This is a genomic window from Pseudomonas helmanticensis (assembly GCF_900182985.1).
Classification (GTDB): Bacteria; Pseudomonadota; Gammaproteobacteria; order Pseudomonadales; family Pseudomonadaceae; genus Aquipseudomonas; species Aquipseudomonas helmanticensis.
This window is the reverse complement of the sequence record NZ_FXUY01000001.1, coordinates 1,261,732-1,284,259: the sequence shown is the minus strand read 5'-3', so window position 1 is coordinate 1,284,259 and position 22,528 is coordinate 1,261,732. Positions and strand designations below refer to the sequence as shown.

Below are 22,528 nucleotides of genomic sequence, written 5' to 3'. Positions count from 1 at the left end.
AAAATTAGCGCGGCCTGAATTACTTGACCCGTTGCCGTGATGGCAGTTCCGCATTTTCTTGCGGAATGTGTCGGGAGAACAGTTGCTTGTGGTTCAGAGGCCTTGCTGCAACGCCGGGTCATCCGGATTCAGCTGTTCGAGCTGCGCCAGCAGAATCTGCACGTTTTGCAGTTGGCCGCTTTCCTTCCAGTAATTGATCAGCAACACCCGCGCCTTGCGGTCGGCCGGATGGCGCTGGACGATGTCCTGCAATTGCTTCTGCGCCGCTTCCAGTTCTTCGGCGCTGTGCAGGGTCGTGGCGAGGTCGTAGCGGTAGTCCTTGTTGTCGGGCTCGAGTTCGACCGCTTTGGACAAACCGAGCAAGGCGTATTCGCGTTGGTTATGGTGCAGCAGCCACAGCCCCAAGGCATGTTGCAGATACGCCGAATCTGGCTGGGCCTTGAGTTGTTGCGCGAGCAATTGCCGGGCGGCATCGCTCTGGCCCTGGCGGTCGAGTACATCGATCTGCATGACCAGTGCCGGAAAATTACCCGGTTCGATACGCAAGGTGTTGTCCAGTGCTTCCTGCGCCTGCTTGAGTTCGGCGTTGTGTATGTAGAGGCGCGCCAGTTGCGCGTAAGCGGCGGCGCTCGGCGGCTGATCCTTTAGCGCCTGCTCCCAGCCATCGATGGCCTGTTGCAACGGCGCAAAATACAAGCCGAGCTCATCTGGAGACAAGCCGAGCAGGGCGTTGATCGCGGCAAATCGCACGGTTTGGTCTTCATCATCGAGCAACGGCCCGAGCAACAGGCTGCGTTGCCCACCCGGTATCAGTCCAACCAGACTTCTGATCGCCGCCAAGCGTACTTCGGGCGCTTCGTTCTGCAGGTCCGCGTCGGCCAGTTTCAACGCCTGCGGGCTTGGGTAGTTGGGCAGTTCGGCATGCAACCAGACGCGGCGTTTTACCGACAGATCCGGTCGGCCCAATTGCTGATACAACTGACGTGCGGCGCCCGGCTGGCCGGCGCGGGCGGCGGCCAATGCTTCGCTATAGCCATGTTTGATCGCTTCGGGCACCACCGGTGCAGTGCTGCGCAGGGACAACCAGCCGACGAGGATGACGAGTACGAGGCCAAGGCCGATGAGCAGAAAGCGGCGGGACTGAGGCATGCAGGGTTCCGGAAGCGTGCGTACTTGAGCAGAGCGGCAAGCTTCGGTCAGCTCGGGCCGCGAGTCAAACCCCGTGCATGCGAATCGCCCTACAAGTCGCGTCGACTCAGTTACCCGTCAGGCTCTCGATGCAGTGACTACGCTTGCAGGAGTCGCTTCGATGAGAGTTCCCATGCAAGCCCTGCTCAACTACTTCAAGGCTGTGATCCATCCCGGTCAAGCCGTATTGCTGTTTGCCCTGCGCACCATCGCGGCGGGGTTACTGACGCTGTATCTGGCGTTTCTGTTCGACCTCGACCAGCCCAAGTGGTCGATCATGGCCGTGGTCATCGTCAGCCAGCCTTTGGCGGGAATGGCCTTGGCGCGCAGCTTTGGCCAGATCATCGGCACCACGCTCGGCGCCGCCGTGGCGGTATTGCTCATGGCGATCTTTCCGCAGGCGCCACTGCCCTTCATTACCACGTTGGCGTTATGGCTGGCAGTGTGTACGGCGGGTGGCACGTTGTTGCGCTACACCAGTTCCCAGGCGTTCGTCCTCAGCGGTTATACCGCAGTAGTCGTAGCGTTGCTGGCGATCCCGGATCAGGACGGCACGTTTCTGCTGGCCGTCACCCGGGTCACCGAAACCTTGCTCGCCGTGGCCTGCGTCTGCGTGGTGAGCCTGCTCACGGCCCGGCCGGAAGCGGTCGCCAAAGGCTATTTCACCAAGGTCGATCAGGTGATCAAACTGGTCGCCAGCCACGCGGCAGCGGTCATTCGCACCGAAGAAAGCGAAGCGGACTTCCAGCGCCGGCAAATGCAGTTGCTCGGTGAAATCAGCGCACTGGAAGGATTGCGTCGGCATCTGTATTTCGACGCGCCGCGCCTGCGTAGCGCGAACAATCTGGTGCTGTTACTGGGTAATCAACTGATGCTGCTGACCTCAAGGTTGACGGCGCTGCGTCACCAACGGCAGTTGTTGACCGAGCGCTGGGAAGGGGATTTGCCACTGGATGTGCAGCGTCTGCGCGCAGAAGAGCTGGCACTGCTCGACCAGTTGGCGCAGCAGGGGCGCGCATTGCCGGCCGAAGCACGGCACCAGTTCGTCACGTTGCAGCAGCAATTCGAGCAGCTGGCATACAAGTCCGAACAATTGACCGAAGACATGAGCGCGACCCTGCGCTCGCTGGCGTGGGCGCTGCGCTGGGAGCAGGCGCGGCTTTTGCGGCAACTCGAGCAGATCCTCGAATTGAGCGAGGCCATCCAGGAGGGACGCGAGGCCAGTTGCATGTATCGCGGTCAGGCCAGCCCGTTGCATCTGGATTTCACCCTGGCCTCGATGAACGCCATCCGGGCCTTTACCGCGCTGCTGGTGGCCGGGCTTATCTGGATCGAGACCGCATGGGACGGCGCTCGGGGCGGGATGATTCTGGTAGGAATTCTGTGTTCGCTGATGGCCACATTTCCGCGTCCGCTGATGGCCGCACAGAGTTATGCACGCGGGCTGGGGCTGGCACTGCTGGTGTCGGCGCTCTATCAGTTCGCGCTGGTACCGGCGGTCAGTGATTTCGAACCCCTGGCCTTGCTGCTCGCGCCATTGTTGTATGTCATCGCTGTGGGGCTGGCGAGTCCTGCAACTGCGGGGATCGGCATGGGGCTGGGGCTTTCGAGCTTCCTGATGATCGGCCCGCAGAACATCGGTACCGGGCAGAACACCGCGATTCAATGGTTTGAGTTTGCCGGTGCCTATGTCTGCGCCGCAATGCTTGCCTTGATTGTCTACGCGTGGATTTTCCCGTTTCGCCCGGTGTTGCGCATTCGCCGCTTATATAACGAGGCGCGCGAGCAGGTGTATCAGCTGAGCAAGGCCCCCGCCACGGATGAACAACAGTTCGCCTTCGAGAGCCGTATGACCGATCGGCTGACCAGCATGCTTGGGCTGTTGCCAGCAGTGAATGACCGGGCGATGCAGCAACTGTATGAAATCAGTCTGGCCTGCGTCGCATTGGGGGTGGCCACCCACCAATTGCGGCAACAGGCACAAAACAATGCTTTGCTGACCGACGCCTTCAGCCAGCAGCTGTCTTCGGCATTGCGCAAAACCGGGCGGTTTGTTGCCGGGCGTGCGGACGTGCAACTGGCGCCGTTGCTGGGCACGCTGCACACCCTTGGCGAACAACTGGACGAGTTGCACGTGGCCAGTCACGAGCATTTATGGTCGGTGTTTCGCATGCGCGTGGCGTTGCTGATCGTCGAGGCGTTTCTGCAGCGTCATGGTGAACATTTGCAACGAAACGTCGAGGAAGGAGCACCGGCCCTTGCCCATTGATTTCGAGATTGGCGGCGTCTACTTGCCGCCCATTGCCCAGGCGTTGTTGCTGGCCATACCGTTTTTCATGCTGCTTGACTGGTTCTTGCGACGTATAGGCGTATTGCGGCGTGTCTGGCATGAAGCCCTGTTCGAAGGCGCCTTGTATGCCTGCGTCTGCGCCACGCTGATTCTGTTGATGGGAGCCTGATGCCTTGAAAGTGTTAGTTGCGCGGTTAACGACAGTGGCAGTGGTGATTCTGGCCATCGTGCTTGGCTGGTTTGCCTGGGAGCATTACACCCGCGCACCGTGGACGCGGGATGCACGGGTGAGGGCGGACGTGGTGACGTTGTCGGCAGATGTCTCGGGGCGCATTGTCCGCCTGGCGGTGCAGGACAACCAGCATGTCGACAAGGGCCAGTTGCTGATGGAGATCGATCCTGCGCGCTACAGCCTGGCGGTGGATCATGCACGGCGTTCGGTGGAAGTGGCGAAGGCCACGCTGGGGCAGTCGCAAGCGGCGATCATTTCCAGTGAAGCGTTGCTCAAGCAACGCCAGAGCGAAGAACGCCGCAGGCGTACGCTGAAGCAGGGTTTCGCCATCTCGGGCGAGGAATGGGAAAAGTCCAGCACGGATGTGGCCGTGGCTCAGGCCGATCTGTTGCGTAATCAGGCCAATCTCGGCCTGGCTGAAGCCAATGTGCAGTTGGCAGTTGCCGCGCAGACTCAGGCCGAACTCGAACTGCAGCGCACTCGCGTCGAGTCACCGGTCAGCGGCTACATCACCAATCTGCTGACCCGCGAGGGTGATTACGCGGTGGCGGGCGGCGCGCTCCTGGCGCTGGTCGACAGCGACTCTTTCTACGTCAGCGGGTATTTCGAAGAAACCAAACTGCCGCGGATCGAGGAGGGTGATCGGGTCCGGATCCAGTTGATGAGCGGTGAAACCTTCGGCGGCACTGTGCAGAGCATCGCCTTTGCCATCGCCGACCGGGAAAACGCCCCGGGCAGCCGATTGCTGGCCAACATCAACCCCAGTTATACCTGGGTGAAACTGGCGCAACGGGTGCCGGTACGGATCGCCATCGATGCCGATTACGCGGAAAAAAATCGCCTGCGCGCCGGCACCACCGCGACAGTCACCGTCCAACACCCCTGACAACGCAACCCACTGAAACACCTGACACACCCATGACAACGCTGCCCCATGAAACACCTGACACACCACGACAACGCTGGCCCTTGGCACACCCCCTCCTGTAGGAGCTGCCGCAGGCTGCGATCTTTTGATCTGTACTGTAAAAAACGAGATCAAAAGATCGCAGCCTGCGGCAGCTCCTACAGGAGGACGGTTCGAAAATTAGGCAGGCACAAAAAAGCCCCGCGACCGAATGATACGCGGGGCAAAGAATTTGGTTGGTTGCGGCCAACCAAAGGAGCTCTTTAACAATCGATTACTTGCTGGCGACCGTCTCCGGTTGCCAGCCGCCACCAAGGGCTTTGTAGATTGCGACAATGCCGCGATACAGATCGACTTCGGCCTGGGCCTGACTGTCTTCGGCGTTCAGACGTTCACGCTGCGCATCGAGCAGCACGAGGAAGTCTGTGGTGCCTTCGCGGTAGCGAATCTCGGCGAGGTCAGCAGCCTTGCGGCTCGATTCACTCTGACGGATCAGCGAGATCAAGCGTTGCTGACGTTTGCCGTAATCACTGAAGGCGTTTTCCGATTCTTCCAGTGCCAGCAGCACTTGCTGCTCGTAGGTCGCCAAGGCGCCTTCGGCATCGGCATCGGCGCCGCGCAAACGCGCTCGCACACTGCCAAGGTCGAATGCAGCCCAAGTGATGCTTGGACCGAGTGCCCAGGCGTTGGCCGCCGAGGAACCGATCTGCGAGCCACGCCCGGCCGTCCAGCCGAGGAAGCCGCTAAGGCTGACCCGAGGGAACAGATCGGCTTTCGCCACACCGATGCGCGCGGTGGCCGAAGCCAGTTTGCGTTCAGCGCTGAGGATGTCCGGGCGACGCTGCAACAGTTCACCCGGATCACCGATCGGCAAGGCCTTGGCAATCGCCGGCAGGTCTTTCGGGCTGAGATCGACAGTCAGCTTGTCCGGACGCTCGCCCAGCAGGGTAGCGATACGGTTTTTCTGCCGAACCTGTTCCGCCTGCAATTGCGGCACGCTGGCTTCGACCGAGGCCAGGCGTGCATCGGCACGTTCAACATCGAGCTGATCGCCAACACCGGCATCACGCAGGCTGATGGTGATCTTGCGCGATTCCACCTGGTTGTTCAGGTTGGCCACAGCGATCTTTTCGCGCAGTTGCGCACCACGTAGTTGGCCGTAAGCATCGACCAGCTCGGCAATCATGGTGACTTGCAGTTGGTACAGATCAGCCTCGACAGCTTGCTGTTCTGCATCGGCCGATTCCAGATTGCGCTGAATACGCCCGAACAGGTCCAGCTCCCAGGCCATGTCCAGACCGAGGTCATAGCGTTCGCTGTTGACCCGCTTGGTGGTCTGGCCAGGGATTTGACCCTTGGCCAGGTCACTGCTGGCGCGGCTGGTGATAGTTGGCATCGCGTCGTTGCTGACGTCGTCGCGGATCGCCCGGGCGGCTTTCCAGCGGGCGAATGCCACGCGCAGTTCACGGTTGCCTTGCAGCGATTGGGTCACCAACTGGTTGAGGGTCGGATCGTCGAATTGCTGCCACCAGATGCCTTCGAATTTCGAACGGTCGAAGTTCTTTTGCCCGGCGGCGCCATCGGTGACGGCCGTGATGTTGGCCGCCTCCGTGGCTGGGGTCTTGTAGTCGGGGCCGACGGCGCAGGCACTGAGGGCCAGTACCAGCAGACTCGGCAGGAAGACTTTCAGACTCATTGTTGCGCCTCCAGTTTCAGGGCTTTGGCCGCTTTGCGGGCTTCGCCGCGTTCGACAAAGTTACGGATCAGCACGTAGAACACTGGCGTCAGCAACAGACCAAAGAAGGTCACCCCGAGCATCCCGGAGAACACCGCCACACCCATGGCATGACGCATCTCGGCACCGGCACCGCTGGAGAACACCAGTGGCACCACACCCATGATGAACGCGAAGGAGGTCATCAGGATCGGCCGCAGACGCAGACGGCAAGCTTCCAGTACCGCAGCGAGCGGGTTGAGGCCTTCTTCCTGTTTATCCTTGGCGAATTCGACGATCAGAATCGCGTTCTTACAGGCAAGTCCCACCAGTACGATCAAACCGATCTGGGTGAAGATGTTGTTGTCACCCCCCGAGATGATCACGCCGGTGATGGCCGACAGCAGGGTCATCGGTACGATCAGGATCACTGCCAGTGGCAGGCTCCAGCTTTCGTATTGAGCCGCGAGCACCAGGAACGCCAGCAGTACGCAGAGCGGGAACACGAACAACGCAGTGTTGCCGGACAGAATCTGCTGATAGGTCAGGTCGGTCCATTCGTAGGTCATGCCGTTCGGAAGTTCATCCTTGAGCAGTTTCTCGATGGCTTTTTCGGCCTGGCCAGAGCTGTAGCCGGGAGCCGCGGCACCGTTGATTTCCGCGGTGATGAAGCCGTTGTAGTGCATCACGCGATCCGGGCCCGAGGTGTCGCTGACCTTGATGAAGGTCGCCAGCGGGATCATTTCGCCTTTGTTGTTGCGCACTTTCAGCTGACCGATCTGATCGGATTCGAGGCGGAACTGCTGCTCGGCCTGAACGTTGACCTGATAGGTGCGCCCGAAGCGGTTGAAGTCGTTGGCATACAGCGAACCCAGGTAAATCTGCAGGGTGTCGAAGATGTCGCTGACAGCCACGCCGTGGGTCTTGGCTTTTTCACGGTCGATGGCGGCATCGACCTGCGGCACGTTCACTGTGTAACTGGTGAACAGGCCAGCCAGTTCCGGCACGTTGTGGCTTTTGTTGATGATGTTCATGGTTTCTTTGTACAGCTCGTCGTAGCCCAGGTTCCCCCGGTCTTCGATTTGCAGACGGAAACCACCAATGGTGCCCAGACCTTGTACCGGCGGTGGCGGGAAGATCGCCATGTACGCTTCCTGAATGTTGGCGAACTGGCCGTTCAAGGCACCGGCAATCGCACCGGCGGACATGCTCGGGTCTTTACGTTCGTCGAACGGTTTCAGGGTCACGAACACGATGCCGGCGTTCGGGCTGTTGGTGAAGCCGTTGATCGACAGGCCCGGGAACGCTACGGCGCTTTCCACGCCTGGCTGTTTCAGCGCGAGGTCGGACATGCGCTTGATCACGTCTTCGGTGCGATCCAGGCTCGAAGCGTCCGGCAATTGCGCGAAGGCCACCAGATATTGCTTGTCCTGACCGGGTACGAAACCGGTCGGGGTGTGTGCGAAGCCGAAGAAGGTCAGCACCATCAGGCCTGCGTACAGTAGAAGGGCGATGCCACTGCTGCGGATAACACGGCCCACCGTGCCGACGTAACCATGACTGGCGCGATCAAAGAAGCGGTTGAATGGACGGAACAGCCAGCCACCGAAGATCTTGTCGAGCACCTTGGAGAAGCGGTCTTTCGGTGCGTCGTGGCTTTTCAGCAACACAGCGGCCAGCGCTGGCGACAGGGTCAGCGAGTTGAACGCCGAGATCACCGTCGAAATAGCGATGGTCAGTGCAAACTGCTTGTAGAACTGCCCGGTGAGGCCGGAGATGAAAGCGGCCGGGATGAACACCGCGCACAGCACCAGTGCCGTGGCAATGATCGGGCCGGTCACTTCACGCATCGCCCGCTTGGTCGCTTCGACCGGCGTCAATCCGAGTTCAATGTTGCGCTCGACGTTCTCCACCACCACGATGGCGTCGTCGACCACGATACCGATGGCCAGTACCAGACCGAACAGCGACAGCGCGTTGAGCGAGAAACCGAACAGGTGCATGACCGCAAACGTACCGATCAACGATACCGGCACCGCCACCAACGGAATGATCGAGGCGCGCCAGGTCTGCAGGAACAGGATCACCACCAGAACCACGAGAATCAGTGCTTCGAAGAGGGTGTGAACCACCGCCTCGATCGAGCCACGCACGAAGATCGTCGGGTCATAAACGATGCTGTAGTCCATGCCTTGCGGGAAGCTTTTCTTCAGCTCATCCATCTTCGCCCGGACTTCGTTCGAGATTTCGATGGCGTTGGAGCCTGGACGCTGGAAGATCGGGATCGCGACGGCCGGCTGGTTGTTCAGCAACGAACGCAGGGCGTATTGGCTGGAACCGAGTTCGACGCGGGCAATATCCTTGAGGCGAGTGATTTCACCGTTATCGCCTGCGCGAATGATGATGTTCTCGAACTCTTCCTCGGACACCAGACGGCCCTGAGTGTTGACCGACAACTGGAAGCTCTGCGCATTCGGAGCGGGCGGCGCACCGAGTTGACCGGCGGCGACCTGACGGTTCTGTTCACGAATCGCCGTGACCACATCGGTCGCGGTCAGATTGCGCGAAGCAGTCTTGTTCGGATCGAGCCAGACCCGCAGCGAGTAGTCGCCCATACCGAACAGCTGCACGTCACCGACACCACCGAGACGAGCGAGCTCATCCTTGATGTTGAGGATTGCGTAGTTGGACAGGTAAAGCATGTCGTAGCGTTTGTCCGGCGAGGTCAAGTGCACAACCATGGTCAGGTCGGGCGATGCCTTGTCGACAGTGATACCGATGCGCGTCACTTCCTCGGGAAGCTTCGGCTCGGTACGGGTCACCCGGTTTTGCACCTGTACCTGCGCGTTGTCCAGGTCAGTACCCAGGGCGAAGGTGATTGTCAGGGTGATCTTGCCGTCAGCGGTCGACTGCGAGGACATGTACAGCATGTTCTCAACGCCAGTGATGGCTTGCTCCAGCGGAGCCGCCACGGTTTCACCGATGACTTTAGGGTTGGCACCCGGGAAGTTGGCACGCACCACCACGGTCGGTGGCACGACTTCCGGGTATTCGCTGATCGGCAACTGGAACAGCGAAATCGCACCGGCGATCAGGATCAACAGCGACAGCACCGCTGCGAAGATCGGCCGTGAAATGAAGAATTGGGAAAAATTCATCGGAGTTGTCGTCCCTTAACCGCGTGGGGTCGCAGCCGCGAGCTTCACAACCGCACCAGACGCACCCTTGGCAGGGGCGACTTTGGGCAGGTTGCTGGCTTCCAGCGCTTGACGTTGTTGAGCGAGTGCCGCGATGGTCGTTTCGCTGGCCATCGGCACCACTTCAGGCGTGACCGGCGAGCCAGGACGAACCCGTTGCAGCCCCTTGACGATGATCGTGTCGTCCTTGTTCAGGCCGGTACGGACGATGCGCAGGCCTTCGATTTTCGGACCCAGTTCGACGGCGCGGTAAGCGGTTTTGTTGTCGGCATCCATGACCAGCACGAACTTCTTGCCGAGGTCGGTACCGACCGCTTCATCGTTGATCAGCATGGCGTTGTAGGTGCCGCTGCCGACCAGTTTCAGTCGTGCATACAGGCCTGGGGTGTAGGTGCCATCACTGTTGTCGAATACCGCGCGACCACGGATGGTGCCGGTTTTCGGGTTGACCTGGTTGTCGACGAAGTTCATCTGACCGAGGTGCGGGTTACCGTCTTCGTTCGACAGGCCCATGTACACCGGAGTGGTCGCGCCACGCTGACCGTTGCGGGCCAACTGGGTGTATTTGAGGAAGACACGTTCGTCAGCGTCGAAGTAGGCGTAAACGCGGTCAGTCGAAACCACGCTGGTCAGCGCGGTAGTGTCGGCAGTCACCAGGTTGCCGGCGGTGATCTCGGCACGGCTGACACGGCCACTGATCGGTGCGGTGACGCGAGTGAAGCTGAGGTTCAGTTTGGCCAGATCCAGCTGCGCTTGCAGGGCGCCGACAGCGGCGCGGGCTTCTTGAGCGGCACTGGTACGCGAGTCGGCCAGTTCTGCAGAAATCGCATTGCTGGCACGCAGACGTTCACCACGACCGGCTTCGTTTTCACTGCGGGTGGCGTTGGCGCGGGACTGGGCTACCAGTGCTTCGAGGCGGCGGACCTCAGCCTGGAATGGACGCGGGTCGATCTGGAACAGCAGGTCGCCTTTCTTGACCAGTGCGCCTTCAGTGAAAGCGACCTCGTCGATCTGGCCGGAGACCCGTGGACGGATTTCAACGGTTTCCGGCGCCTCCAGGCGCCCGGTGAATTCGTCCCACTCGTTGACCGGTTGTTCGATCACCTTGGCCACGCTGACTTTGGCAGCAGGCGCGGTGGCGGCAGTCTCCGGAGTCTTGCCGCAGGCGCTCATCACCAGTACGGCCAACAAGGCCAACGGGAAGCGCAAATGTTTGAGTGACTGTTCCATGGATGCATCCGCCAATGTATTGAAGATGGGCGGATGATGCTCGGCGGGGTGTGATGGCACGAATCGAATGAAGCAAAGGTAACTATCATTCGGAATGATATAAGAACGATTCGAGCCCTCTAGCATGCACCTTTCGTTAGGGTGCTATCAATGTCCGTGATGAAAGTTTCATGATGCGTTGCGTCGCAAATCACGGTGCAAATCCGCAGGCCAGAAACAAAGAGACGGCCATGAAGGCCGTCTCGATCAGCTAGATGCCGATGTGTATCAGTTGATGCCTTTGCGGTTCGAACCGAAACGGTTCGGGCCCGGCTGGCTGTCCTGCGCCAGGAACACCAGGTTGACGATTGGCAGCAGCAACCACCAGCCGCTGCGATCGGTGTCGTGCATACGACGTACACCAACGGCAATGGTCGGCACCAGCAGCGCCAGATTATAGAGAGCTTGCAGAACCCCGCCGGTTGTGAAAAAACCGTCAATGAAGCCCATAACGAACGCAACACCCATGTTGATCAGGAAGAACAACCAGTATTCACGGCGCGTAGCACGACCGTTGAATACCGCGTAATTCTTCAATGCTTCAAGGTAAGGATTGCCCGTCGAAATGGCGGGGCCCTGTGCATAGGACTGTTGGGTTGCCTGAGGCGCCCCACACTGTGGGCAAGCCACGGCCAAAGTGCTTATTTCCTTGGCGCAACCGCGGCAGAAAACCATGCTCATATTTTTTCCCTAAAATTATTCAATCGATAGACACAGCAAAACCAACGCGGTAAGGCCAGACAAAATGATGCCGGCGATCGCGAGGTTTCTTCCTGAGTGTTTTTGGTTGATGCAAATGATGCCGCAGGCGAGACCGGCGATGCTGATAAAACCAACACCGAGGATCGTTTCAGCGTCCCATTCGGAATCATCGAAGAGCGTGAGTGCGCAGATAATTCCGAGGATCATCGAAACGATGGCTAGCCAGGGTACTTCGGCTTGCGTTTGCGGCACGAAGGCCTGTTGGCTGGCCCCGCACTGGGGGCAAGTGTGCGCCGTTTCGTGAAGCTCCTTGGCGCAAGCACGACAATAGACCATTGCCATCGTTTTCCTTAACTGAGTGCGAAATCCCCGACCTTGCGTAGGCCGAGGCGGCGCTAAGTTAATCTTTATTACCAAATTTGTCATCAGGCACTGTGCCATTAATGGCATTTTTGCAGCGCAGAGGGTGTGGCAGGTGGTTCAACGCTCGTTTGGAGGCCTCAAGACCGCGGAGCGTCATCCACCACACTGACTTGCAATCGCAACGTCAGGCCTTGAAGTTGTCTGTTTTTCAGGACGCCCAATGGTGGTCCTTTGCGTTCTTTGCCATTGGCATCTACCCCAAAGCACTGAAGGTCAGGCACGGTCGAGCCTTCACGCGGAGCGCCTTTCCAGTGCGGAGGACGCGCACTACGGGGATTGCGTAGACGTGTTGCGAAAAAAGCATTGAGTCCGTCCTTGTGACTCCCTATAAGGCAATGGTTTGCGGCGGCGTATTTTAAGTTATTCCTGCGGCGCTATACGCGTGATTATTCTGATGCAACAAAGCCCCTGGAACGGGGCTTTGAAGAAAACAACAGGGTTGTACGACATCGAATCAGGGCATAGAGGCTGAGGCTCGAACGCCATGGTGCTCGGCTGCTTACGCTCTTGAGATCCGCACTCAATGACTTGCCTGACGGCTTCTGCCTTGAATTTCGGCGTGAGTCGTTGGGTGCTCATAGACTTCCTCCTATGCTCAAAGCAAAGGCCGGAGATGTCTGCGGTGCCGAGTTTAGTCGAAAAGAGCTTGCAAGGTGTTTAGAGAGCCCGAGGCGATTCACGGCCTGCAAACTTACTCTTGCGCCTACCGAGTCCGGATGATCTCGGAGCCTACTATTGTGGACGATTGGTGTTCCCATCGTTGAAGGGGCATGCACAAACGAAAGACTATTTCGAGTTGCTCTATCCGTCCCTTACAAGTGATGGCACCATGGAATCACTTTCAAAGGATGGGATGACAACACGTGGCGTCAGATTATTTTACCAGCGACCAATTCGATTGTTTAAGTGCATGGCACGACAAGGTCTTTGACAAAGACGACGCATCACATCGGCAAGCCTACAGCCAATTGCGCGAGGCTTATAACGTCACCAAGCAATGGGCGTACGCATTGCAACGGCGTGTATTTCCGAACAGCATTGCCCCCCAAGTCATTCGCAGGCCCATCGGCCAGTGGAACAAGAAATTTTTGGGCTACAACTGGGCGCGAATCTATCCTCGTGCGGACGCTCCTCAAGGCTTGGCCTACACCGTCGGTATCGATGCCAATTGGGGCTTTGTCGTCAAGCTTGACCTGGTCGATAAAAAGATCACCGATATCACGTTGCGAGAGCGCTATGACAAGTTGCGCGGCCCTTATCAATCCTCACCTATTGTTGCGACCTTGTCCGCTGAAGAAGGATTGGCGCTCGGGTTTCAGGGGATTGTGGATTGGAGTGCCGCGGCCATTGAAAAATTTGAAATCGGATACGACGATATGGCTGAACAGTTTGGATTGAACACTTCGCCCGCCTTGTCCAAATTATTGGAACACTTCCAGATCAGCAAGGACTTCAGACTGCGGCAGCCAAAGTGGAGTCGCGAGATGACGGAGTTATTTGCCCGGTTCGCCGTTGCGATACACGAACTCGGTTTTGACTGGTGGTCAACGAAGTCTACTAATACTCAGTTGGTCTTCGGCAGGAAGCGCAAAGATGCGTTAAAGGGATCATCAACGGGCGTGTTGTTTGTCCAAGCGAATCGTGTTTCGGTCCGGTGGGCATCATTCGGTGGTCTGAAGACGATATCGGTAAACGAGGATCTGAGTGAGGCGCTTGTGGCATCGGTTGAAGAGCTGAAGGCGCAAAATACCAACATCTGGCTTGAACAAGATCAGCAATCCAGTCGCGCAGGTTTCTGGCCGGATGATTACGGCAGCGAAGAAGGTTCGAGTGAGGAGGAGGGGGGACAGCCGGATAGCATCAGGGCCACTGATGCGGCTGTCATTCCACGCAATGAAATCTATTTTGGCCCTCCCGGCACCGGCAAAACCCGCAGGCTGCAGGAGTTGCTTCGCGAGAGCTACACATCCGCCGAAGGGATAAAACGCTATGAATTTGTCACCTTTCACCAATCCTACGGCTACGAAGAGTTCGTCGAAGGTCTGCGTCCGGTGCTTGTGGATCCCGAATACCTGACTCAAGAAAAGGAACAAGCAGATTGTCCAAAGGATGTCCGTTACGAGATCAAAAGGGGTGCATTCCTGCGGCTGTGTGAAGAAGCGCTGAAAAATCCGGATCAGCAGTACGCGATGGTGATTGACGAAATCAATCGCGGCAATATCAGCAAGATTTTCGGCGAGTTGATCACGCTGATCGAAGTCGACAAACGTATGGGAGGCGAATATGAGGTAACCCTCACACTTCCCTACTCAGGCAAGCCATTCAGCGTTCCTTCAAATGTTGATTTGATCGGGACGATGAACACGGCCGACCGATCACTGGCATTGGTTGATACGGCGTTGCGTCGCCGTTTCGAATTCATCGAGTTGATGCCAGAACCGTCTGTGTTGGCTGAAATCGCGATTTCCGAAGGAGGGCATTCCATCTTTCTCGGTCAACTGCTGACTGCACTCAACAGGCGTATCGAAGCGTTGTATGACCGTGAACACGCCATTGGGCACGCGTATTTCACGTCGTTGAAAAATCTCGCGATTGAGGAGCGTTTCAAAGCGCTCGGCGGCATTTTCAAGACGCGCATTATTCCATTGCTGGAAGAGTATTTTTTCGAAGATTGGCAAAAAATTCGATTAGTACTGGGTGATAACCAGAAATCAGCGGACATGCTTCAGTTTGTCCAGGAGTTGAAAACCGACAGTCTCCCCAAGGACCTGTTCGGCGCCAATCACGGCCTGGATGAATACTCGCTGCGGCCTCAGTACCGTTTGAATGCGGGTGCGCTGCTTGAACCGAAAGCTTTTATCGAAATCTACGCGACGCTTGTTTAATGACGTCCATGCAGATTTTCGAGTTCGACACGGTGTTCCCCAAGGCTGACGGTGTGAATGGTAACACCGTCCCCCCAAAGGTATTTGCCTGGCTTGAAGAACAATGCCTGACCCCTGACGTGCTGGCGCCGGTCTGGATGAAACTGACTAGTCGTCGGGGGCGGCGCGCCATTCAGTTCACCAACTATGTGGGCGTGGTCTGCGCTCCTTGTGGCTATCAAATAGAGATTCTGCCCAAGATTGGTCGCGATACGTCTGTAAAAACGGCACGTAATAATTTGATTGAAATGCTCAAGTGTCTGCGGAGCTTTCGTCATATCAAGACAGCCAATGCTGATCTTCAAAAGCAACAGATGCCATTGCTTGAGGTATTTCTCCAGCAGTTTCTAGCGTCAGCAAGGGATGTGGTAAAGCGAGGTGTTCGAAGTGACTACAGTACTCGGCAGGCTAATCTGTCGAGCCTGCGTGGCAAATTGTTGATAGCGCCTCATCTCTCGCAAAATGTGGTACGTCGTGACCGTTTTTTCAGCGAGTTCGACGAGTTTACTCAAGATCGGGCAGAAAACCGGCTCATTCATACCGCACTGCGAAAAACGCTTGGGATGTGCAAAGCACCGGGCAATCAGCGCTTGGCGCGCGAGTTGAGTTTCGTGTTTGCCGATGTGCCGATTTGCACCGATATTGCCCGGGATCTCAAACGTATCCGGCTGGATCGGGGAATGACCTATTACGAACCTGCGCTTGCTTGGGCACAGTTAATCCTGCAAGGCGACAGCCCGGTGACTGGTACAGGCGAGCACAACGCACCTTCCATGTTGTTTCCCATGGAGGCGGTGTTCGAAGCTTATGTCGCGAAGCACCTTGGGACTCAGGTCCGGCAGGGTTTCAATCTACGGACCCAGACCTGCAAGCACCATTTAGTGAGCCATAAGCAGCAAGACTGGTTCCGTCTCAAACCGGATTTGCTAATTGAGCAGGGCACACAAACTTGCATGGTGCTCGATACGAAATGGAAGCTTCTGGATAGCGCCAAGGGTAACAGTGGTGAGAAGTACCAACTCAGCCAAAGCGACTTCTACCAATTGCACGCGTACGCACACATCTATTTAAAAAGCCCGGGCAGCGTCGTGTTGATCTATCCGTGGACGGAGTCATTTACTCAACCTTTGCCTGTATTCGACTTCAGTAGTTCGAATGACTTGAAGCTCTGGGTTGTGCCGTTTTGCTTTGAAAGCCGCACGTTGTTACTGCCAGAGATATCACCTTTGGGTCTGTGTCTCTATGGCAGTAAAACGTGCGAAACCGTGGAGGGGACGATAAGGTGAGGTCGGCGGGCGGAATGCTTGCCGTTTTTACACAACCGGTGCAGAGAAGAAGTGCCAAGTACATGACACTGCGGAATCTGTTCATTGGCCGAAAATACCGTTGAATGAATCAAAAATCAGATCACAGGCAGACTTCGCGCCTTGCACAGGTTCGATAAACATCCAGTCCGCGGAAGCATGGTGCCTATCAATGGCTTTATTGATGGTCGGACCGGCTTCGATCATCCAGCGCTCCCCGAAGTCAGCGACACCGTCAGATTGGTCAGGTGAGCTTGCGTTGGCTCGGATTTTGATCCATGTTTCAGCGACAGGCGTTGGCTGAGAAAAATAGATGTCGGAACCCAGCCATACGAGAAATCCTGCACCCACCGGATCCAGTGTCACCAGAAAGTTTCAAGAGGTCAGGTCGGGCAGTTGTGATCGATAGCAATATCGTAGAGCTCCAAGGCTGTCCGAGGATCGGCAGCCTTAAGCGGTCGTAATTCAGAGCTGCCGACGCGGGTCTCTGATGAGCGTTTTGTTGTTCGTGCATTTACGTGGTGACAGTTGGCTTGAGATGAAAGGGGCTCCGGAGTACCTCTGCAGAAACGCGCCAAGGTCAGGCGCGTCAACTCTTTTAAAGACTATCCGGATCGCCAAAAAACATCTGAATCCGCGACCTCAACCATCTCTCCCCCGGATCATTATCCTGCGACCCACGCCAAGCCATATGCAGCTCAAACGTACGCGTCGGCAACGGCGGATCCTCCGCGCGCACACCGCCGGCCGCCGTCAGCGCATCAGCCGTGTAATCCGGCACGGTCGCGACAATGTCGGTGCCCGCCAGCAACGTACTCAATCCGTTGAATTGCGGCACGGCCAGCACCACATGTCGCTTGCGCCCCAACTTCTCCAGCTCTTCATCAATAAAGCCACTCAGATCCCCGGCAAACGACACCAGCGCATGCGGACGCGCGCAATAGTCATCCAGGCTCAGCGGCCCTGGCACGGTATCGGCACGGAGCAATTTCGGCTGGCTGCGGCGCAGGACTTTACGCTTGGCGTTGGCCGGCAGGTCGGTGGTGTAGCTGACACCGATGGATATTTCGCCGGAAGCCAGCAGGCCAGGCATCAATATGTAGTTGACTCGCCGCACCACCAACACAATTCCCGGCGATTCCGCGCGCAGGCGTTTGAGCAGCATTGGCAGCAGGGCGAACTCGACGTCGTCGGACAAACCGATCCGAAACACCGAGGTGCTGGTAGCCGGATCGAATTCCGATGCACGGCTGACTGCCGTGGAAATCGAGTCAAGGGCCGGCGAGAGCAGGGCGAAGATTTCCACCGCGCGGGCAGACGGTTCCATGCTGCGCCCGGTGCGTACAAATAGCGGGTCATCGAACAGGCTACGCAGGCGCGAGAGCGCCGCACTGATCGCTGGCTGACCGAGAAACAGCTTTTCCGCTGCCCGGGTCACGCTGCGTTCGTGCATCAATGTTTCGAATACGATCAACAGGTTCAGGTCGACACGACGCAGGTCATTACGATTCATCTGGAGTCCTGGCAGAGTCATCAAGCTTGACGAGAGCGGCCATATGAGAACAATGACCGGCATGAATATTACGGGGAAAGGCTGGTACTCTGCACCGGAAAATTCAGCTTTACTGAAACGGTGACAGCAGATTTTCCATGGATTTTGCCAATGCCGCCCATACTGCGGAATCAATGACAGGCATGTCGACTATTAATAGCCACTGATAGTCTTGGGTCGAAAGCCCAGATAGAGTTCATGGCATTAGAGGTTACTTTGACGAGGTTTGCGATGTCCCGCACGATCCGTTTTCACAAGTTTGGTCCCGCCGAGGTGCTCAAATGCGAAGAGCATGCGGCCGCTCAGCCAGGTCCTGGCGAAGTGCAGGTGCGTGTCGAAGCGATCGGCATCAGCTGGTATGACACGCTTTGGCGTCAGAACCTGGCCTCGTCTCAGGCTCGTCTGCCTTCGGGCCTTGGCCATGAGATGGCCGGTGTCGTCACCGCAGTCGGTGCCGATGTCGAGGACTTGTCCGTAGGTGACAAGGTCGCCAGTTTTCCGGCTGAAAGCCCGAACGACTACCCGGTCTACGGCGAGCAGATCGTATTGCCACGCACCGCGCTGACCCGCTATCCGGACGTGCTCAGCCCGATCGAAGCCAGCGTGCACTACACGCCACTGCTGATCGCCTACTTTGCCTACGCCGATCTGGCACGGGTCAAGCCGGGACAGTTTGCTCTGGTCACTGACGCCAGCCATTGCGCCGGCCCGTCCTTTGTCCAGTTGGGCAAGGCCATGGGTGTACGAGTGATTGCCGCGACCAAGTCGGCCGAAGAGCGTGAATATCTGCTGTCCCTGGGTGCCGAGAAAGTCATCGTCACCGAGGAAGAAGATCTGCTGATGCGCGTCAACAAGATCACCGACAACCGTGGCGTTGATGTGGTGTTCGACGGTCTGGGTGGCCCGCAGATGTCGTTGCTTGGCGACGTTCTGGCACCGCGCGGCAGTCTTGTCCTGTATGGCCTGCAAGGTGGTAACCAGACGCCATTCCCGGCGTGTGCAGCGTTCCAGAAGAACATTCAGTTCTTCGTCCACTGCATCGGTAACTTCACCGGCAAGCCGGAGCTGGGCATCACTCAGGATCACGTCGCACTGCAACGCGCCCTGCGTGACATCAACCAGCTGACAGCCGATCGAGTGCTGGTGCCGTTGAAGACTCGGGTGTTTCCGTTCAACGAGTTCGTCGAAGCGCACCGCTACATGGACGAATGCCCATGCCGCGAACGGGTCGCACTGCAAGTCGAACCTGCGTAAAACCCTGCTGAACAGAGAGTCCGTGGCCCCACGGACTCTTTTGTGTTTATCCCCCTCCAAAAATGAAAGCTTTTCAGGCAGCGCCTGCGCGACCGTTCAGCAACTGAACTGGTTTTTGCTTTCTATCTGTATCTTCTAATCATCATATAAGCCCTGATAATTGAATGATTACTTTCATCTCAAGGAATGAGCCATGTCTGTGCATTCTATTTGTCCTGTGCAATATCAAACGGCTACTTCTGTGTGCTCCGGCAATTTCTGTTTAATTGTTGTAGGGCGTTTCCGAGGCAGCGTCTGTTTTTCTTGTACTCAATTGTCGTGGGACGTTGTCGGAAGTTTCCTAGGGCGTTTTTCATCTGGAAAATATCCTTTTATAACAATGCGTTGAAAGCCTTGGCTGGGTGCTGGTCAGTCTTTAATTGCTCATGTGTTTCAAATAACTACGATTGCGTAAGTGTTAGCATTTGAGCGTCTATTACTTATTGATGAATTGTTGTGCCGCTGACACTCTCAGTGTGCGCGGCATGAAACTATTGATACCGGGTAAATACCGATGACTACGATCCATGATCAGGCAATGAATTACGTCTTCCAGCAAGTTCTGCAACGGTTGCTGAGTTTCTTCTCCCGTGCAGAGCGGACGGCTTTGCAGCTGTTGATCCAGCGCTTGCTGGTGGCGGCCGGCGGCATGGAGCACATCGGTAACTTCAAGGTGCTGGTGATCCAGTCAGGCTCAAGGGACAGTTGTTACACGCTGGCCTTGCTGCGAGCCGCACAACTGAGCCTGGCGGGTCGCGCGCCGGCGACCTTTCAATTGCGCGTTGCCTCCTTACGCTTGAATGGCACCAGCCATGGCGCGCTGCAAAACATGCACCGCAGCTACGGCGCGTTGTTTCTTAACGACGATCCACGGGTCGAGTTATTGATGGTGGATCATCGCCAGGTTGGCCCCTTCGATCTCCAGTCGGTGGTCAGCGAAGCCAGTCGCGAGGCGAATCGCATCAATCTGCTGATGTCGGGGCATCGCCGAACGTCGAATGAAACACTCGAATTGTGGGATGACGCCTACCTGGCGACAGCGGAGTTCTACAGCCAGATCGCCCGCTGGAACAACGGTGTCGACGCGATGATCGGCGCTGAGCCACCGCGTCGGCAGAAACTGTTTCTGGAAGGGCTCAATCGGGCCGCACTCAAAGCGGGGCTTGGTGGACTGCCAGCGAATCATGGCGGTTTCGAGATGTTGTTTCCGATGCTTGACGGGCTCGGCAGCGACTACTACCGGCACTTCTACACCGAGGGCGAGCAATTGCCGTGGCGTCCGGAAGGGCAGTTCGAGGCGTGTCGTCGTTCCAGTTTCATCGACATCAACGACATGATTGTCGGTAAGCTCGAAGAGCGCTGGCCATTGCTCAGTGACTTCCTCGGATTTCAGGCTGACGACCTGACGCTGTATCAAGGCGACTTTGAGTTCGTCGAGCCACTGGTGGCCGCGCACCTGCGTGGCTTGCAGGCGAGTGTCATCGAAAGCCAAACCTATGAAAAGGGTGTCGCTGACTACCTGCAAGAGAGCCTGGCAGCATTGCGCCGCAATCAAGTGCCCGAGCCGGTTTGTGAGCATTTGCTGGCAACCTTCGGCAACCTGCTCGATCTTGAACAGCGACGAATACACGCGGCCAATCATTTGCAGGAAACCTTCAATCTCAGTGAAAACCAGCTGACTTGCCTGCTGTTTGCGCCTTTTATCAACAGCGGTGCGGGGCTCGAAATGTTTCTGCGCAAATGTCATCCGGGCATGCTCGTGGCATTGCCGGATTTGCACCGGGCCATGCAAGGCTTGCATGCCCCGGAACAGGTGGTGAAGTGGATGACCGATGTCAGCGGGCTGCCGGTGAATTTGATTGCCCGTTTGTACGCCATGAGCGCAATCCAGATACCGGAATCGCTGGCGCAAGACCCGCAAAAAACCGCGGCTGCCGTAGCACCAACAGTTGCCAATGAGCGGTCGGCGGAAGGTTGAACGTGATTTTTGCCAGAGTCGCTGCGCAATGACTCGCGCAAACACACCCATGAAACCCCAGCGGGAAAATGATTTCGCCTATCAGGCGGTTTATCGCTACCTGACCGTATTGATCAACGCCTCTGTCAGTGGCTGTGCAGTGCGTTTACCTTCATTGAGGCAACTGGCAGAGCGTTTGAATGTTTCGATCTCGACTATTCAGTACGCCTATTCGTTGCTGGAGAAAGAAGGGCGGGTCTATTCGGTCGCCAAGTCCGGCTATTACGCCCAGGCGTCCGCGCTCATGGTGCCATCCGGTAACGCCAGTGATGTGCTTGAGGCCGTATATGGCAACGCGCGACGACCAGGGATGTGTGTATTGAGTGCGGATGAGCCGGCTTCATTGCAGTCGCTGGACAGTCCCTTGCTGATGCTCGAACGCGAGCTGCTGCGCCAGTATCCACGGCAGCCGCAGTTATTGGCCCAGCCCTGTGGTGAGCTGGAGCTGCGCACGGTGCTGGCCGCGCGATATACCGTTTCGCCGGTTAACTGCTGGCATGCGGATGACGTTTATGTCGGCGCCGATCTGCGTTCGGTACTGGAAATTCTGATCGCCGTGCTGCAATTGCGCGGCGTGACGGTGCTGGTCGAATCACCCTGCGACTGGATGATCCTGCGACTGCTGGAAGCGGCGGAGGTACGCGTTATCGAATTGCCGTTGCAGGCCGATGGCCAACTCGATCCGCAGCAACTGCTGACGCTGCTTCAGTCCGAGCGGGTCGGATTGATCCTGCTGTCTTCGGCATTGAGTTTGCCCCACGGCAGTCTCGCACCCGACGCCAATCGGCAGTTGATTGCGCACCTGCTGGCCAACCATGGCACCTGGGTGCTGGAGAATGACTGCAGCAGCGAGTTGGCTGACGAGCCGTGCGTTCAGCGCCTGCGCGACTGGCTCGATCCTGATCGGCTGCTGGTATTTTCGGCTTTCGACAGACTCATCGGTGTTGAAGCGCCATACGGTTTCGTCCTGTCGCGGCAATGGCGCACCGAGCTGCAACGGCATTTTCTGCTGCGTTCATTTCGATTGTCGGCGACGCGCCAGAAAGCCCTCGCACGGTTGTTTACCAGTGGCCGCATCGACCAGCATTTGCAGGTATTGCGCCGTCTGCTCAAGGAGCGTCGAACGCAGTTGAATCATTTGCTGCGTGAGCGTCTGGGCGATGCGGTGGAGATCGTCGAGCCGCAAGGTGGCGCAACCCTCTGGTTACGTTCGGTTCGCCGGGTCGACATGAGTGAAGTGTTCCAGCACTTGCTCAGGCAACAGATCGTCATTGCTCCCGGCGAGCTGTTCAGCCTCAACGGCCATTATCCACATCACTTGCGCTTGAGCCCGATCAGTCACAGTGATCTCGATCTGCCTGATGTGGTCGGACGGGTGGCTGACGCGCTGCGACTTGCTCCCGGAGACTGACGTTAAAAAACATCTGAGTTGATCCGGATACATCCCATCGCACTGCGGTCAAACTGCCAGTAAACTGCGCTGTATTTCCTGAACCACTCGATCTCAGAGGTTTTG

At 57.3% G+C, this 22,528-nt stretch carries 16 protein-coding genes; 8 read left to right on the top strand and 8 right to left on the bottom strand.

Features of this window, described 5'->3' with window-relative positions; all coding sequences use genetic code 11:
• Positions 1-93: 93 nt before the first annotated feature.
• Positions 94-1,149 carry a tetratricopeptide repeat protein gene (locus QOL84_RS05775; RefSeq protein ID WP_283436530.1) on the bottom strand — a complete coding sequence of 352 codons (1,056 nt, stop codon included), beginning with the start codon at positions 1,147-1,149 and terminating at the stop codon, positions 94-96.
• A 172-nt stretch (positions 1,150-1,321) separates the two neighbouring features.
• Between QOL84_RS05775 and QOL84_RS05770 the strand changes: the two genes are divergently transcribed.
• The 3 genes from QOL84_RS05770 to QOL84_RS05760 are packed head-to-tail and all read left to right on the top strand — an operon-like array spanning position 1,322 to position 4,596.
• Positions 1,322-3,457, top strand: a complete 2,136-nt coding sequence (locus QOL84_RS05770; protein WP_283438626.1) for an FUSC family protein — start codon at positions 1,322-1,324, stop codon at positions 3,455-3,457.
• Positions 3,447-3,647: a DUF1656 domain-containing protein gene (locus QOL84_RS05765; RefSeq protein ID WP_283436529.1), complete on the top strand. Its 201-nt coding sequence runs from the start codon at positions 3,447-3,449 to the stop codon at positions 3,645-3,647. The genes QOL84_RS05770 and QOL84_RS05765 overlap by 11 nt, the downstream gene beginning before the upstream one ends.
• Positions 3,648-3,651: 4 nt before the next feature.
• Positions 3,652-4,596: an HlyD family secretion protein gene (locus QOL84_RS05760; protein WP_283436528.1), complete on the top strand. Its 945-nt coding sequence runs from the start codon at positions 3,652-3,654 to the stop codon at positions 4,594-4,596.
• A gap of 295 nt (positions 4,597-4,891) precedes the next feature.
• Here the strand turns inward: QOL84_RS05760 and QOL84_RS05755 are convergent, their stop codons facing one another.
• The 5 genes from QOL84_RS05755 to QOL84_RS05735 all read right to left on the bottom strand — a co-directional run bounded on the left by QOL84_RS05755 (position 4,892) and on the right by QOL84_RS05735 (position 11,841).
• Complete coding sequence (locus QOL84_RS05755) at positions 4,892-6,313, bottom strand: efflux transporter outer membrane subunit (RefSeq protein WP_129393717.1); 1,422 nt, start codon at positions 6,311-6,313, stop codon at positions 4,892-4,894.
• Positions 6,310-9,489, bottom strand: coding sequence for an efflux RND transporter permease subunit (locus QOL84_RS05750; RefSeq protein ID WP_283436527.1), 3,180 nt, complete (start codon positions 9,487-9,489; stop codon positions 6,310-6,312). Before QOL84_RS05750 ends, QOL84_RS05755 begins: the two co-directional genes overlap by 4 nt.
• Before the next feature lie 15 nt (positions 9,490-9,504).
• Positions 9,505-10,758 carry a multidrug efflux RND transporter periplasmic adaptor subunit MexE gene (gene mexE / locus QOL84_RS05745; protein WP_129393721.1) on the bottom strand — a complete coding sequence of 418 codons (1,254 nt, stop codon included), beginning with the start codon at positions 10,756-10,758 and terminating at the stop codon, positions 9,505-9,507.
• 267 nt (positions 10,759-11,025) lie between these two features.
• The gene (locus QOL84_RS05740) at positions 11,026-11,478 is read right to left on the bottom strand and encodes a DUF805 domain-containing protein (RefSeq protein WP_283436526.1); all 453 of its coding nucleotides are present in this window, start codon (positions 11,476-11,478) and stop codon (positions 11,026-11,028) included.
• Positions 11,479-11,493: 15 nt separating this feature from the next.
• A complete protein-coding gene (locus QOL84_RS05735) occupies positions 11,494-11,841 on the bottom strand; it encodes a DUF4190 domain-containing protein (RefSeq protein ID WP_283436525.1) in 348 nt (115 codons plus the stop codon).
• Between the two features lie 944 nt (positions 11,842-12,785).
• On the opposite strand from QOL84_RS05735, the gene QOL84_RS05730 reads away from it, so the two are divergent.
• Positions 12,786-14,807: an McrB family protein gene (locus tag QOL84_RS05730; protein WP_283436524.1), complete on the top strand. Its 2,022-nt coding sequence runs from the start codon at positions 12,786-12,788 to the stop codon at positions 14,805-14,807.
• Between the two features lie 8 nt (positions 14,808-14,815).
• Positions 14,816-16,132 (top strand): McrC family protein, encoded by a 1,317-nt coding sequence (locus QOL84_RS05725; RefSeq protein WP_283436523.1) that lies wholly within the window; start codon positions 14,816-14,818, stop codon positions 16,130-16,132.
• Positions 16,133-16,213: 81 nt separating this feature from the next.
• Here the strand turns inward: QOL84_RS05725 and QOL84_RS05720 are convergent, their stop codons facing one another.
• Both QOL84_RS05720 and QOL84_RS05715 read right to left on the bottom strand, forming a co-directional pair.
• Complete coding sequence (locus tag QOL84_RS05720; protein ID WP_283436522.1) at positions 16,214-16,516, bottom strand: hypothetical protein; 303 nt, start codon at positions 16,514-16,516, stop codon at positions 16,214-16,216.
• Positions 16,517-16,748: 232 nt separating this feature from the next.
• Positions 16,749-17,663 carry a LysR family transcriptional regulator gene (locus QOL84_RS05715; RefSeq protein WP_129393734.1) on the bottom strand — a complete coding sequence of 305 codons (915 nt, stop codon included), beginning with the start codon at positions 17,661-17,663 and terminating at the stop codon, positions 16,749-16,751.
• A 270-nt stretch (positions 17,664-17,933) separates the two neighbouring features.
• On the opposite strand from QOL84_RS05715, the gene QOL84_RS05710 reads away from it, so the two are divergent.
• From QOL84_RS05710 to QOL84_RS05700, 3 genes are all read left to right on the top strand, one after another.
• Positions 17,934-18,956, top strand: coding sequence for a zinc-dependent alcohol dehydrogenase family protein (locus QOL84_RS05710; RefSeq protein ID WP_129393736.1), 1,023 nt, complete (start codon positions 17,934-17,936; stop codon positions 18,954-18,956).
• Between the two features lie 553 nt (positions 18,957-19,509).
• Entirely contained in the window at positions 19,510-20,973 is a 1,464-nt protein-coding gene (locus QOL84_RS05705) for a hypothetical protein (RefSeq protein WP_283436521.1), read from the top strand.
• Positions 20,974-21,022: 49 nt separating this feature from the next.
• Entirely contained in the window at positions 21,023-22,423 is a 1,401-nt protein-coding gene (locus QOL84_RS05700; RefSeq protein WP_283438625.1) for an aminotransferase-like domain-containing protein, read from the top strand.
• Positions 22,424-22,528: the final 105 nt, after the last annotated feature.